The sequence below is a fragment of the Haloarcula sp. K1 genome, assembly GCF_001647155.1.
In the GTDB taxonomy this organism is placed as follows: Archaea; Halobacteriota; Halobacteria; order Halobacteriales; family Haloarculaceae; genus Haloarcula; species Haloarcula hispanica.
The window spans coordinates 49,694-63,162 of sequence record NZ_LRHL01000023.1 but is presented as its reverse complement, the minus strand read 5'-3'; the positions used below and the strand labels follow the sequence as shown (position 1 = coordinate 63,162).

Below are 13,469 nucleotides of genomic sequence, written 5' to 3'. Positions count from 1 at the left end.
GAATCAATCATATTTTAACATTTCGGTTACCGCAGAAGTCGCGAGGGTCAGGCCGACGCGACAGGGTCTGCAACCTCGGTAAACACCGAATCGAGGATGTCGAGACAGAGTTCCAGTTCGCGCTCGGTGACGTCGAGTGGCGGGAGGAGCCGGAGGGATTTCTGGCCACAGCCGAGCGTGAGAAGGCCGTGTTGGAGCGCGGTTTCCATCACGGCATCGCGTCGGTCAGCCGTGTCGAACTCCAGCGCGGTCATCAGGCCGAGACCGCGAACGTCCTCGACCAGCTGACGGTCCGCCGAAACCTCGCGGAGCCGATCCATGAAGTACGTCCCCTTCTCGGCGGCGTTGTCCAGCAGGTCGTGGTCCTCGATAGCGGCGAGTGTCAGTGCGCCGCGCATGGAGCCGAGGATGTCTCCGGCCCCCCACGTCGAGGAGAGCCGCGACGTTTCGGACGGGAAGATGTCCGAGCGGGAGATGGTCGCGCCGACCCGGAGCGCTTTCGCGCTCGTGATGACGTCCGGTTCGATGTCGTAGTGGTCGACAGCCCACATCTCGCCCGTGCGGCCGGCTCCCGACTGGATTTCGTCGGCGATGATCGGGATGTCGTGTTCCCGGCAGAGGTCGTCGACGGCCGAGAGGAACTCGGGGCTCGGGACGCGATAGCCGCCTTCGCCCTGTATCGGCTCCAAGATGAGGAATGCGACTTCCTCGGGCGGGATGTGGCCGGTGTCTGCGTCGAGTTTCGAACGGAGGCGCTTGACCCCGGCCTCGGAGTACTCCACGTCGTGGATCCCGCTGAGTTCGGGGAACTTCCGGCGGTAGACGGACTTCGAACGGTTCAGCGAGAGCGCTCCCAGGGTCCGACCGTGGAACGCGCCGTCGAAGGTAATGCCGTACTTCGGCGTCTCGCAGTTGTCGTAGCAGATCTTCATCGCGTTCTCGACGGCCTCTGCGCCGGAGTTCGAGAGGAAGACGGTGTCGAAGTCGTAGTGGCTGGTAATGTCGGTCAGCCTATCCATCAGGTGGGCGGGACCCGGCAGCGACGTTTCGTCGGGCGAGCCGCCGGTGCTAACGTAGAAGTCCTGGCCGGCTATTTTCAGCGGGTCGACCATGTCGAACTCGTCGGCTCGGTCGAGCACTTTCGGGTTGTTGTAGCCGAGCGGTGACGCGGCGACGTGGCAGGTGAAATCGAGCAGGACGTTGCCGTCCGCATCGGTACAGAACGGACCGATTGCGTCTTCAGTGATGTCCCAGACGAAATCGTACACGTACGTGCTCGGCGCGGCGGTTTCGTGGTGGTACTCGACCCACTCGCTGCTCTGTGGGCCGGGAAGGCTATCGACACGCGGCTCCGCAGTATTGCGGTCCATGTTATCACAATCGCCATCATTGGTAATAAATCACTGTGTTCCGGCCCCGCGTGCCGGCCACACAACTGGGTGCGTGCCGCGGTTCGAAGCTATAGTAACAATTGAAACGATGTACACACTGATCGCACTGCCGTCATGCGATCAGGTGTGCCTTGATTTTCAATGGCTACGATACGCTACAGGATCCGCTTGCCGAACGCGCTGGCGGCGAGTTCGGCCGCTCGTTCGCCCGTCGTGTTGCGCTGGTCGAGGATAGGGTTGACCTCGACGACGTCGAGCGAGCGCAGCACCGATTCGGCGGCGTCGCGGTCGGCGACCCGTTCCATCGCCGTATGTGCCTCCCGGTAGGTGACGCCGCCCGGGACTGGCGTCCCGACCCCCGGCGCGTCGTCCGGGTCGAGCCAGTCGAGGTCGAGGCTGACGTGGATGTCGTCGACGCCGTCGGTCGCGATGTCGAGCGCCTCGTCGGTGACCGGTCCGATACCGCGCCTGTCGATATCTTCCATGGTAAAGACGGAGATGTCGCTCTCACGGAGGACCGCTCGTTCGTCAGCGTCGAGGCTCCGCGCTCCGACGATGGCGGTGTTCTCCTCGGCGACGTTCGGGGCGGTCGCCCACGGCATCTCTGCGAAGTCGCCGTAGCCATGGGCGGCCGCAAGCGGCATACCGTGGACGTTCCCGCTAGGCGACGTAGTCGGGGTGTTGTAATCGCCGTGGGCGTCGAACCAGATGACGCCAAGTTCGTCCGTCTGGGCCGCGCCACGCATCGTGCCCATCGCGATAGAGTGGTCGCCGCCTAACACCAGCGGCACGCTCCCGTCGGCTATTTCCGTCGCCACCCGGTCGGCGAGGGTGTCGGTCATTTCGGCGATCGCATCGAGGTACTTCGCGCCGTCGTCGGTGGTCGCCGACTGCGACTGTAGCGTCGGCAGTGCGAGGTCCCCAGCGTCAGTGTATTCGACGCCGGCCGTATCGAGGGCGGTACTGAGGCCGCCGTAGCGAATCGCCGACGGCCCCATGTCGACGCCACGCCGGTCGGCACCGAGCGCGAAGGGGACACCGAGCACCGCGACAGGTGACACGGAACGACTGTGGTCTCGCGAGTGGGTAGACTGAAGGGACATCCGTTGCTACGGCCATAGCCCGCGGGCGTTCATAGCCTCACCGATTCGTGAGAGCGCGACGATGTAGGCAGCCGTTCGCCATGTGACGTCACGGTCCTCGACTTCGGTCCGGAGAGCCTCCCAGGCATCGAGCATCTCGGCTTCGAGTTCTTCGTTGACCTCCTCGCGGGACCAGCTCCGGCGATTGATGTGCTGGAGCCATTCGAAATAGCTCACAGTGACGCCACCGGCGTTGGCGAGGATGTCCGGGATGACTGGGATGTCGCGCTCTTTGAACACAGCGTCGGCTGCTGTCGTTGTCGGGCCGTTCGCCCCTTCGACGACGATGCTCGCCTGCACGTCTGCAGCGTTTTCCTTGGTCAGGACGTTCCCGACTGCCGCGGGAATGAGGACGTCAACATCGAGTTCCAGCAGCTCGGCGTTAGATATCTGCCGTGGTGCGTCGACGTCTCCTAGCTGGCCGTGTTCGTCGCCGTCAGCCGAAATCGATTCGATATCGAGGCCGGATTCGTCGTAGATGCCGCCGTCGACGTCGCTGACAGCGACGACGGATGCGCCCCAGGAGTCGAGGAGGCGTGCGGCGTTCGCGCCGACAGCACCGAAGCCCTGTACGGCGACAGTGGCACCCTCGACGGTTCCGTCGTAGTAGTCGAGCGCTTCGCGGGCGACGATGGCGACGCTCCGGCCGGGTGCTTCCTCGCGGCCGTGTGTCCCGCCGACCGCTGTCGGTTTGCCGGTCACGATGCCGGGGACCGTCTCGCCTTCCTGCATCGAATACGCGTCCATGAACCAGGCGACGGTCTGTTCGTCGGTCCCCATATCGGGTGCTGGGATGTCTTTCGTCGGCCCGACGACTTCGCGGAGCTCCTCGGCGAACCGACGGGTCAGTTGTTCGGTCTCCTGTGCGTCGAGCGTCGACGGATCGACGACGATGCCGCCTTTCGCGCCGCCGAAGGGGAGGTCCATCACCGCACACTTCCACGTCATCAACATCGCCAGCGCCGTACACTCCTCGGCGGAGACGCTCGGATGGTATCGCATGCCGCCTTTGTACGGCCCTCTGACCTCGAAGTGCTGGACGCGATAGCCGTTGAACACCTCGACGCTCCCGTCGGTTCGGCGGATCGGGACAGACACCTCGACGGTTTTCGATGGGTGACGGAGCTGCTCAAGCAGCCCCTCGGAGAGATCGAGGTGTTCGGCCGCCCGCTCCAGTTGGCGGCGGGCTGTCGCGATTGGCGATTCATCGTCGTCTGGTGCTTGTTCTGATGGCTCCTTCTGTGTGCTCATGATTGGTTGGTGGATTCGGCTCTTGGTTCCGGTGCGTACGCCCGTTCGCTTCGGGACCAATGGGGCGAGTACGCTGCGTCGTTCAGCACGCTGCTTCCGTCCTGACTGTCAACATCCGACGGCTGGAGTGAGACAGTGTATCGGCACCAATACCGGTATTGTTAATAAATATTTGGGACTGTCTGCGGGACAAATAGTTTGAACATAGCAAAACCAAGCAGACATCTTCATTCGTCGCTTATAGAGTATTATGGGCCAGATTAGTGGCGTATTTGCGGAATATCCGATAAATAATCTTTGATATGCTCAACATAGGCGAGGCCACACTGGTCAGATGAAGCCACGCCGGATAGCAGAATATCGACGCAGACGTGCTATACCATGGCCTAGTACTGAACAGAGAATTTCCCCGTGCTTTGACTATCTCAAAAATAGACTTGGCACAGCAGTGTCGGAGCACTGTACTGAGAGAGACCACCCACGACAGGTATAACTCCCGCGGCGACCCGCCGGAAACAGCCTGCAGGCTTGGCTATCGGGCCTGATACGCTACCTCGACCTCTTACTAACGATGGTACGACTGTTATTGTGGCTCATTTGCTGGGTGAATCGCTCCGTTCGACGGTCACAGTAGCACAGCCAAGATTTGAGCTATCCAAATGTCGAAGTCCGGACGCCGTCGTCGTTTCGTGGTCGTCGCCGACACATGGAGACGAGTGTACGACGCCGTCGTTACGTGCCCCGGTCAAACGAGGTCATTTCGAGATTGACTTCGATGAGGTTCGCGGCCTCCATCACCATCTCTGGGATTTCGGTGTCGAAACGGGTCCCTTTCAGACGGCTGGTCGGTGCAGTCACACTGACCGCGCCGACGACGGTCCCGTCGTTGTCCAGAATCGGCGCACCGACCGCCCGAAGGCCGCGAATCTCTTCCTCGTCGTTCGTCGCGTACCCTCGCTCCCGGATGGTCTCTAGCTCGTCGCAGAGCGTCTCTCGGTCCGTAATCGTGTGCTGTGTCTGTCGCGAGAGCCCTTCACGGTCGATTATTTCCTCGACGCGTTCGGACGGGAGACACGAGAGGATCGCCTTCCCCGAAGCACTGTCGTGGAGGTGCTGTGGGGCCTCCCGCAACTGGAGGTGGTAGTCCATCCCGACGGCGTGTTCCCCTCGCCGCTCGTAGATGGCGACTTCGCGCCCGTCGTTTTCGACGACCAGATGGACGTACTCGCCGGACCTGTCCGCTAGTTTGTCCACTTCCTCCTGTCCAGCGGTGTAGAGTTCCGTCTCGTTGCGGACGTGTTCGCCCATCGTGACGAACCGAAAACCGAGCTGGTACGTGTCGTCGTCCTTCGTGAGAAAGCCACAGTCGGTCAGCGTCGCAAGATACGTGTGAAGCGTTCCCTGGGAGAGCTCGATTCGCTCGTTCAGTTCCTGCAACGTCGCGCTGTTTGACTCCTGAACGGCTTCGATGATCTCGCAGGCGTTCTCCACGGACTGTATCCGCCGGCCCGTGTTTTGTGTGTCGGCGTCGTCGGTCATTACCCCAGTAGAGTTGCCGTCATTATTTAAAAACCCGGATGTGAGCGATGAGCGACCGGAACACCCGTTTGGACGCTACCGACCGACAGGGAGTAATGCCACGCACAGTATGACCGTCCGACTCATTGCGGACAGAATCGGTAACAGCCGAGCTGTGAGTGTGTCTGTGCTGTGAGCCGTAGGGCGCTGTCTTATCGAGGTGTTCAGATTAACGCTCAATTTGCACCTACTATTGAGTTATTTATCTTTAAGCTATCAATTTCAATATCGTATATCGCACTTCTAGATTGAAAGTTCGGAATCGTCTCTAATATAGTCTGTTTTCTATCCAGAAACGATGAATACAGATATAATTACCTCTGATGGAATCTGCTGCTGTTCTACAGTACCGTAATCGCTGCTAGATCGAAACCGCACGATGGGTCCCGGAGACGGTGGTGCTAGCCGACAAGGATATATAAATAGTTGTCCAGAACACGGGGGTGTTGTCCGGTAACTAAAACACTTATTGTTGTTACTGAACGAGACACTAGTATGTCAACGACGCCTGCGCAGGACGGCACGCAGTGGTTCCTGCATACATGGCGAGACCACATTCTCGAGCCGATCGAGACGGCTCTCTCCGTGCTTGACGTGGAGGAAACGGAGCTCGCGGCCGAGCAAGGTGGTCTCGAAGACTTCCTCCAGCGCCTGCGTGCCGTCGACCCCGCCGACCAGCCCTCCTCCCCCGTCGGTGCGCGAGGTCGACAGTCCGCATCAGACCCCGTCGAAGCGCTACGGGACGCCTACGCCGACACGGTGCTGGCTGTCGACCACTACGAGTCAGTGTACGACGAATCGCTGGTCGAGAACGTCGCTATCGAGTTTGGGCCGGACTACGCAGCGCTGTTTCACCCCGAGACGAACGTCGGGTTCTCGCCGCCGCTCAAACGCTCGCTGGTGGCAGCGACCGAGCAAGCAATCGACGAACGGACCTCGCTGGACCGCGCTGTCAAAATCGAACAGGAGTCGATGCTGGAGTACCGCAGCAGTCTGCAGGAGATCATCGAGACGCTCGACAGCACAGTCGTGCCCGAGTGGTATCGCGAGACATTCCAGAGTGACGTTACTGCGCTTCTACAGGAGCGCCAGGACCAGCTCCACTCAAGCGTCTACCGATTCGAGACACACGAGTTCTGTACGTACATGTACGAAGAGCAACTCTGGACGTATCCGGTGTTGACCAGTCTCGCGCGGTTACAGGAATCTGTGGACAGCTGAACGGGCGGCTCTCTGGCAGACAGGTGTAGGCGTCACTGAAGCGCGGTGAACTGGACGCCGGCACACCCTCCCAACTTGAGGAGTACTGAGACGAGTACACAGTCGTTGTATTCCGCGGCAACCGTCACGAGAGGACACCATTCACTATCTCCGGGCGAACATATTCGCCCCGCTTCCTGCGAGATGAGAGTGCGGTTCCCTATATATACAGGTTGGTCTTCGAGTTGCAGCCGTGAGCTACCATGGAAACGCGTAGAACATTCGTTCGCGGTCTGGGTCTCGCGGCTGGAGTCGCGCTAGCTGGCTGTTCATCGGGCGGCGGCTCCGACAGTAGCGGTGACGGCGACTCAGGTAGCGGCGGTGACGGATCAGACGGCGGCGAGACCGAGTCCAGTGACGGCGGGAGCGGGTCCGAATGGACCGAGACGAGCACCGTCGAAATGACGGACGAACTGGCATACGAGCCGAAGAAAATCCAGGTCGAGGCAGGCACGACGGTCACGTTCGAGAACGTCGGCAGCATCGGCCACACGGTGACGGCCTACGAGGAGGAGATCCCCGACGGAGCGGACTACTTCGCGTCCGGCGGGTTCGACTCCCTGCAGGCCGCGAAAGACGGCTATAGCAACGGACAGAAGGGCAACATCCCGAAAGGCGAGAGCTACGAGGTCACCCTGGAGACGACGGGGACCTACGAGTACTACTGCATCCCCCACGAGATGAACGGGATGGTCGGCACAATCAAGGTGGTCTGATATGAGCAAGAACGAAACCCCACGCGATCCGAACGAAGTCCTCGAAGAGTACGAAGAAACCCTCGACTCGGTACTGGCGGAGGTCGAGTCACCGGACGAAACGACTGAGGACAACGACCTCTCGCTGGGGCTGCCCGGCCTCTCGCTCGGTCGCCGAGACTTCATGAAGGCCGGCGTCGCCGCCGGTGCGATGGGGTCCGTCGCTGGCTGTTCAGCGCTGACCGGCAGTGGCGATGGCAGTGCCGGCAGCCAGTCGACACCCTCGGGCAGCGGCGCGAGCCACACGGTCGAACCGGGCGAACACGACGAATACTACGGCTTCTGGTCCGGCGGCCACTCCGGCGAACTGCGGGTCATCGGCATCCCGTCGATGCGGGAACTCACCCGTATTCCGGTGTTCAACACCGACTGTGCGTCGGGCTATGGGTTCACTGACGGGACTCAGGAAATGCTGGAAGAGGGCGGCGGGTATAGCTGGGGTGACAATCACCACCCGAACCTCTCGGAGACGGACGGTGACTACGACGGCGAATACCTGTACGTCAACGACAAGGCCAACGGCCGCATCGCCCGCGTGAATCTCACGTACTTCGAAACGGACGCCATCACGGACGTCCCGAACATGCAGGCCATCCACGGCTGTTGTGTCCTCTCGCCGGACACGAAGTACGTGCTTGGCAACGGCGAGTTCCGCGCGCCGCTCCCGAACGACGGGACCGACGTGAAGAACCCGGACAACTACACGTCGCTGTTCGTCGCCGTCGACCCCGAGTCGATGGAGACTCAGTGGCAGGTCAAGGTCGACGGTAATCTCGACATCGTCGACACCGGCAAAGAGGGTCGGTGGGCCATCTCCTCGGCGTACAACAGCGAGGAGGCCACCGACATTCAGGGCATGACGAAGGACGACCGGGACAACGTCAAGGCCTTCGACATCCCGGCCATCGAGCAGGCCGTCGAGAACGGGAACTACGAGGAGGTCAACGGCATCCCCGTCGTCGACGGCACGCAGGGGAGTTCGCTCAACCAGGGCGACCGTCCGATCGTGAAGTACATCCCGACGCCGAAAAGCCCCCACTGTGTCGAGGTCGGGCCGAACGGCGACTACGCCTTCGTCGCGGGGAAGCTCTCGCCGACGGTGACGATGATCGACCTGAACGCGCTGGCCGATTCTTCCGACCCGGAGGATGTCGTCGCCGGGCGACCGCGCGTCGGGCTCGGCCCGCTGCACACTACCTTCGACGGCAACGGACACGCCTACACGTCGCTGTTCATCGACTCACAGGCCGTCAAGTGGGACATCGAGGCGGCCGTCGAGGCCGAAGAAGGGTCCGAGGACCCCATCATCGAGAAGCAGGACGTCCACTACAACCCCGGGCACATTCAGGCCCTTGAGGCGATGACGACCGACCCCGACGGGGAGTGGCTCGTCAGCCTCAACAAGCTCTCCAAGGACCGGTTCCTCCCGGTCGGCCCGATTATGCCCGACAACGACCAGCTCATCCACATCGGCCAGGGCGAGGAGGAGATGGAACTGGTCGCGGACCACCCGGCCTACCCCGAGCCACACGACTGCGTGTTCGCCCACAAGGACAAGATAGACGCCAAGAAGGTCTACGACAAGGACGACTACGAGGAGACCTACATCACCGAGGAGGACTCCGGCGTCGAGCGCACGGGCGAGAACAGCGTCCACGTCAAAATGACGACCAAGCGCTCGGAGTTCGGCCTGCCGGACTTCACGGTTCAGGAGGGCGACGAGGTGAAACTCTCCACGACCAACATCGAGGGCGTACAGGACATCATCCACGGCGTTGCCATCCCCGAGCACGACATCAACTACGCCGTGGCCCCACAGGACACCCGCGAAGTCACGTTCACGGCTGACGACCCCGGGGTGTACTGGATCTACTGCACGTACTTCTGTAGCGCCCTGCACCTTGAGATGCGCAGCCGGATGATCGTCGAACCGGCGGAGGGGTAGCGACACAACCCATTTCGGAGGTGTTCAGCCATGCAACGACCCACCATCGACGACTTCCGCGAGATTCGACGGGGCCTCCCCGTGGGAGCGGCGCTGCTGTTCGTCGCGGCGCTCGCGTTCCCGATGTGGCACATCAGCGTCGACGCGGTCCAGTATCCGAGCACGACGCTGCACGTCTCCCTGTACGCCTACCCCCACCTGACTGGGGATTTCATCGAGATGGCGCGGCTGAACCACTACGTCGGGTTCTACTTCCCCGACCCGGTGTTAGTCGAGCCCAACTTCCCCGTTGAGGAGAACGCCATCGACGTGCCCGAGTGGGCGCTCGGGCCCGTTGCGTTCATCGGCGTGTCACTGCTGTCGGTGTTCGTCGCCGTCGCACCGACTACCGAGAAGCTCAAGCGCGGCCTGAAATACCAGTTCGGCGGCACCGTGCTGGTGTTCACCGTGATGCTGGCCGATATCCAGTACCGGCTCTGGCAGGCCGGCCACACGCTCGACCCGGGCGCGCCGGTGATGGGCGTCGACGGCTTCACGCCGCCGCTGTGGGGCCAGTATCAGGTCGCCAACATCACGAGCGTCTCCCGGTTCGGCCTCGGCGCGTACATGGCCGCAGCTGCCGTTGGACTGCTCGCGGTTTCGTACTACTACCGCGACCAGGCGGCGACGTTCAGCGAACTCCCGGCCCGATTCCGTAGCGGGCTCACCGGGCTTCCCGACGCCGTTCGGGACCGCCTCGGCCGTGACGGCGACACCGACGACGAGGATGACGCCCCGCACCGCCCCACGACCACCGCGGTCAAATCTGACCAACCAGAAACCCACTCATGAGCCCACTGTCCCACGATTTCGAGCGCGTGTTCGCCGTCGCTACCGCGGCCCTGCTCGTGCTGTCGGTCGTGGCTGTCGGGATGGCCAGCGCCGGCCCGACCGGCAGCGACGACCTCGCCTTCAACCCCGACGTGCCCGAGACCGACTCGTTCACCGCCCCGTCGGCCGACGGCACCGCAACGGTCGACGGCGAGACCTACGATAGCGCACAGGCGGCAGTCGATGCGGCGGACCCCGGCGACACCGTCACGCTTGCCGGTCGCTTCGACGAGACTCTCGTCGTAACGACGCGGAACGTCACGCTGTCCGGGAACGGTCCCGGGTCAGCGCTGCTGCACGGCGACGGCAAGGGCGACGTGCTCGCCGTCGAAGCGCAGGGCGTCACCGTGGCGGACCTCTGGGTCCGCAACAGCGGCTACAGCGCCGCGACGAACGACGCCGCGATATTCGTCAACGGAAGCGACGTCACCGTCCGCGACAGCCGCGTGACCGACATGACCTTCGGCATCTGGCTCGACGGCGTCGACGACGCCGAGATCCGCAACAACACCATCGTCGGCCGCGAGGAGATAACGCAGTTGACCAAACGCGGCAACGGCGTCCAGATCTGGAAGACCGAGGACAGCGTCATCCGGAACAACGACATCACCACCGTCCGGGACGGACTGTACTTCAACTGGGCCAAAGACGTCAACGCCAGCGAGAACACGATGTGGGACCTCCGCTATGGAGTCCACTACATGTACTCGGACGACTCGCACCTGCGGGACAACACCGCCTTCAACAACGACGTCGGGTACGCGCTGATGGTGTCGAAACACCTCGTCATCGAGGACAACGTCGCGGTCAACAACAGCGGGCAGTCCGGCCACGGCATCCTCGTCAAGAGCATCGACGACACGGACATCCGCGGCAACCACCTCGTCGACAACGAGAACGGGCTGTTCGTCTACAACTCCGTCAGCAATCGCATCGTCGGCAACCTCGTCGTCGGCAACGATATCGGTGTCCACATCGCCGCGGGGAGCACCGACGGAACCGTGACCGAGAACAGTTTCATCCGCAACAACCGGCCGGTGCTCGCGGTGATGAGCGACCAGGTCCACTGGAACGAGAGCGTCGGGAACTACTGGTCCCGGGCGAACCCGACCGATGTTGACGACGACGGCGTCGGCGACACCCGCTACCAGCCGGCCGGGACCGTCCAGCAAGTGACTGCCGAAAAGCCCGCCGCGCGGGTGTTCGCCAGTAGCCCGGCCTTCGACGCCGTTCGGCTGGCCGAGTCGTCCGTGCCCGTCGTCCAGTCGCCCGGTGTCGTCGACGCCCGCCCGCTCACCGAACCACCCCACGAGAACTGGAGGAGCTACTATGAATGTGATTGATGTCGACGACGTATCGAAAGCGTACGGCGACGTGCAGGCGCTCGACGGACTGAGTCTGTCTGTCGAACAGGGGGCCACCCTCGGCGTGTTCGGCACGAACGGGGCCGGCAAGACGACGCTGTTCAAACTGCTCGTCGGGCTGAACCGACCGGACGCTGGCAGCGTCTCCGTCGCCGGCGCGGACCCGACCGACGGGACCACCGTCCGCGAGCGAGTGCGCTACCTGCCGGAGCACGCCGGTTTCCCGCCGAGCCTGACCGGCCGCGAGATACTCAGCTTCCACGCCCGGATGCGCTCGGTGCCCCGGGAAGACCGGGCACACCACGTCGAGCGCATCCTGCACACCGTCGGACTCGCGGACGCCGCGGACCGCCGCGTCGGCGGCTACTCCAACGGGATGAACCGTCGGCTCGGCCTCGGCACGGCACTCGTCGGCGAGCCGGCCGTGCTGATACTCGACGAACCGACCGCGGGGCTCGACCCCGACGGCATCCGGGCGTTCCACGAGGTCGTGGAATCCCTGGCGGCCGAGACGGACGTGACTATCGTCTTCTCCTCGCACGCGCTCGGGGAGATTCAGCGGCTCTGCTCGGAGGCGGTCATCATCGCCGACGGACAGGTGGCGACGGCGGGACCGGTCGAGGAGCTTCGCCGCGCCGCCGCCGACGAGGTGACGGTGTCGCTGTCGCTCGCGTCCGAGGCGGCTGCGAGCGACGCGGCGACCGACCTCGGGGACCACGAGGCAGTGTCCAGCGTCAGCCGCTCCGGCGCGGCGGTGACGGCACGGACTACGCCGACCGACGCCTACGACCTGCTGACCGCCGTCGGTGAGGGGTACGACATCGACCGCTTCGAGGTCCGCGAACCCGGCCTTGAGGCCGCGTTCCACGAGGCCGTCGGGGCGGACGACAGCGATGACACCGGCTCCGACAGCACGGCGGCGGCTGCGGAGGCGGCGACCGAGGACTCCGGAGGTGAGCCGGCATGAGCGAGGGCGACTCCTCGACAGATCCGACCCCGGACGGCGGCGTCGTTTCGGTCGACGCTCCGGCTACCCGGTTACACGACGGCGGAACCGAGGGAAGTACGGCCACGGACGCTGCCGACGAATCGGCGCTTGCTCGGTTTGCCGACAGCAGCCTGCTCACCATCGCTCGCCGGGAGTACCGGCTGGCCGTGCGGAGCCGGTGGGCGCTCGGCGTGGCGCTGCTGTTCGGTCTCTTCACCACCGCGGTTGTCCAGTTCGGCGCGAGTTCGGTCGGCCCGGGTCGCTTCGACGCGGTGATCGCGACTATCGCCGAACTCGGCGTCTACCTCGTTCCGCTGACCGCGCTGGCGGTCGGCTACGACGCCATCGTCGGGGCGGACGAGCGCGGGTCGCTCGAACTCATGCTCGCGCTCCCGGTGACGAAAGGCCGTGTCGTCGTCGGGACTGCCATCGGCCGGGCGGCGGTGCTGTCCGGCGCGATGTTGCTGGGCTTCGTCCCCGGCGCGCTGCTGACCGTCCGCTACATCGGTCTCGCCAGCGTCGGCCAGTACGCGGCCGTCGCACTCGCAGCGGTGCTGACCGCCTGTGCGATGCTCGGCGTGGCGGTACTCATCTCAACGGTCGCGCGGACGAAAACCCACGCGCTCGGGGCCGCACTCGCCATCTGGCTGTGGGTCGCGCTGTTGCACGACCTGGTCGCACTGGGGGCCGTCGCGGGGTTCGACCTCGGGTCCGGCGCTATCGCCGCGACGATACTGCTCAACCCCGTGGACTGCTTCCGCGTGCTCGCGCTCTCACAGGTGGACGTGGTCGCCGGCGGCTTCGGCAGTGTGCTGGCCCAAGCTAGGCTGACCACGCCGATGGTCACCGCGGCGCTTGCGGCGTGGGTCGTCGTGCCCGTCGGTGTCGCTGCGAAACTCATCCAGCGACGCCGTCTCTGAAAACG

11 protein-coding genes are annotated in these 13,469 nt (G+C 63.5%); 7 read left to right on the top strand and 4 right to left on the bottom strand.

The window, feature by feature from the left end:
* Positions 1 to 47 precede the first annotated feature (47 nt).
* The 4 genes from AV929_RS07840 to AV929_RS07825 all read right to left on the bottom strand — a co-directional run bounded on the left by AV929_RS07840 (position 48) and on the right by AV929_RS07825 (position 5,323).
* Positions 48 to 1,370 carry an aspartate aminotransferase family protein gene (locus AV929_RS07840; protein ID WP_064287926.1) on the bottom strand — a complete coding sequence of 441 codons (1,323 nt, stop codon included), beginning with the start codon at positions 1,368 to 1,370 and terminating at the stop codon, positions 48 to 50.
* Between the two features lie 176 nt (positions 1,371 to 1,546).
* Positions 1,547 to 2,494 (bottom strand): arginase, encoded by a 948-nt coding sequence (gene rocF / locus AV929_RS07835; protein ID WP_049942903.1) that lies wholly within the window; start codon positions 2,492 to 2,494, stop codon positions 1,547 to 1,549.
* A gap of 6 nt (positions 2,495 to 2,500) precedes the next feature.
* Complete coding sequence (gene gdhB, locus AV929_RS07830) at positions 2,501 to 3,784, bottom strand: glutamate dehydrogenase GdhB (RefSeq protein WP_008309650.1); 1,284 nt, start codon at positions 3,782 to 3,784, stop codon at positions 2,501 to 2,503.
* Between the two features lie 732 nt (positions 3,785 to 4,516).
* Entirely contained in the window at positions 4,517 to 5,323 is an 807-nt protein-coding gene (locus tag AV929_RS07825) for an IclR family transcriptional regulator (protein WP_014040113.1), read from the bottom strand.
* Between the two features lie 534 nt (positions 5,324 to 5,857).
* On the opposite strand from AV929_RS07825, the gene AV929_RS07820 reads away from it, so the two are divergent.
* The 7 genes from AV929_RS07820 to AV929_RS07790 all read left to right on the top strand — a co-directional run bounded on the left by AV929_RS07820 (position 5,858) and on the right by AV929_RS07790 (position 13,464).
* Positions 5,858 to 6,583, top strand: coding sequence for a hypothetical protein (locus AV929_RS07820; RefSeq protein WP_050037872.1), 726 nt, complete (start codon positions 5,858 to 5,860; stop codon positions 6,581 to 6,583).
* Positions 6,584 to 6,825: 242 nt separating this feature from the next.
* Positions 6,826 to 7,338, top strand: coding sequence for a plastocyanin/azurin family copper-binding protein (locus AV929_RS07815; RefSeq protein WP_064287925.1), 513 nt, complete (start codon positions 6,826 to 6,828; stop codon positions 7,336 to 7,338).
* A gap of 1 nt (position 7,339) precedes the next feature.
* Positions 7,340 to 9,322: a TAT-dependent nitrous-oxide reductase gene (nosZ, locus tag AV929_RS07810; protein WP_064287924.1), complete on the top strand. Its 1,983-nt coding sequence runs from the start codon at positions 7,340 to 7,342 to the stop codon at positions 9,320 to 9,322.
* A 30-nt stretch (positions 9,323 to 9,352) separates the two neighbouring features.
* On the top strand, positions 9,353 to 10,153 hold the full coding sequence (locus tag AV929_RS07805; protein WP_014040109.1) for a hypothetical protein: 801 nt from the start codon (positions 9,353 to 9,355) through the stop codon (positions 10,151 to 10,153).
* Positions 10,150 to 11,535, top strand: coding sequence for a nitrous oxide reductase family maturation protein NosD (locus AV929_RS07800; RefSeq protein ID WP_064287923.1), 1,386 nt, complete (start codon positions 10,150 to 10,152; stop codon positions 11,533 to 11,535). Before AV929_RS07805 ends, AV929_RS07800 begins: the two co-directional genes overlap by 4 nt.
* Complete coding sequence (locus AV929_RS07795; RefSeq protein WP_023843219.1) at positions 11,522 to 12,523, top strand: ABC transporter ATP-binding protein; 1,002 nt, start codon at positions 11,522 to 11,524, stop codon at positions 12,521 to 12,523. The genes AV929_RS07800 and AV929_RS07795 overlap by 14 nt, the downstream gene beginning before the upstream one ends.
* Complete coding sequence (locus tag AV929_RS07790) at positions 12,520 to 13,464, top strand: ABC transporter permease (protein ID WP_064287922.1); 945 nt, start codon at positions 12,520 to 12,522, stop codon at positions 13,462 to 13,464. Before AV929_RS07795 ends, AV929_RS07790 begins: the two co-directional genes overlap by 4 nt.
* The last annotated feature ends 5 nt before the right edge of the window (positions 13,465 to 13,469 follow it).

Excerpts from the sequence above, each read along its gene's own strand:
- AV929_RS07840 (WP_064287926.1), bottom strand. The coding sequence starts at position 1,370 with ATGGACCGCAATACTGCGGAGCCGCGTGTCGATAGCCTTCCCGGCCCA.
- rocF (WP_049942903.1), bottom strand. The coding sequence starts at position 2,494 with ATGTCCCTTCAGTCTACCCACTCGCGAGACCACAGTCGTTCCGTGTCA.
- gdhB (WP_008309650.1), bottom strand. The coding sequence starts at position 3,784 with ATGAGCACACAGAAGGAGCCATCAGAACAAGCACCAGACGACGATGAA.
- AV929_RS07825 (WP_014040113.1), bottom strand. The coding sequence starts at position 5,323 with ATGACCGACGACGCCGACACACAAAACACGGGCCGGCGGATACAGTCC.
- AV929_RS07820 (WP_050037872.1), top strand. The coding sequence starts at position 5,858 with ATGTCAACGACGCCTGCGCAGGACGGCACGCAGTGGTTCCTGCATACA.
- AV929_RS07815 (WP_064287925.1), top strand. The coding sequence starts at position 6,826 with ATGGAAACGCGTAGAACATTCGTTCGCGGTCTGGGTCTCGCGGCTGGA.
- nosZ (WP_064287924.1), top strand. The coding sequence starts at position 7,340 with ATGAGCAAGAACGAAACCCCACGCGATCCGAACGAAGTCCTCGAAGAG.
- AV929_RS07805 (WP_014040109.1), top strand. The coding sequence starts at position 9,353 with ATGCAACGACCCACCATCGACGACTTCCGCGAGATTCGACGGGGCCTC.
- AV929_RS07800 (WP_064287923.1), top strand. The coding sequence starts at position 10,150 with ATGAGCCCACTGTCCCACGATTTCGAGCGCGTGTTCGCCGTCGCTACC.
- AV929_RS07795 (WP_023843219.1), top strand. The coding sequence starts at position 11,522 with ATGAATGTGATTGATGTCGACGACGTATCGAAAGCGTACGGCGACGTG.
- AV929_RS07790 (WP_064287922.1), top strand. The coding sequence starts at position 12,520 with ATGAGCGAGGGCGACTCCTCGACAGATCCGACCCCGGACGGCGGCGTC.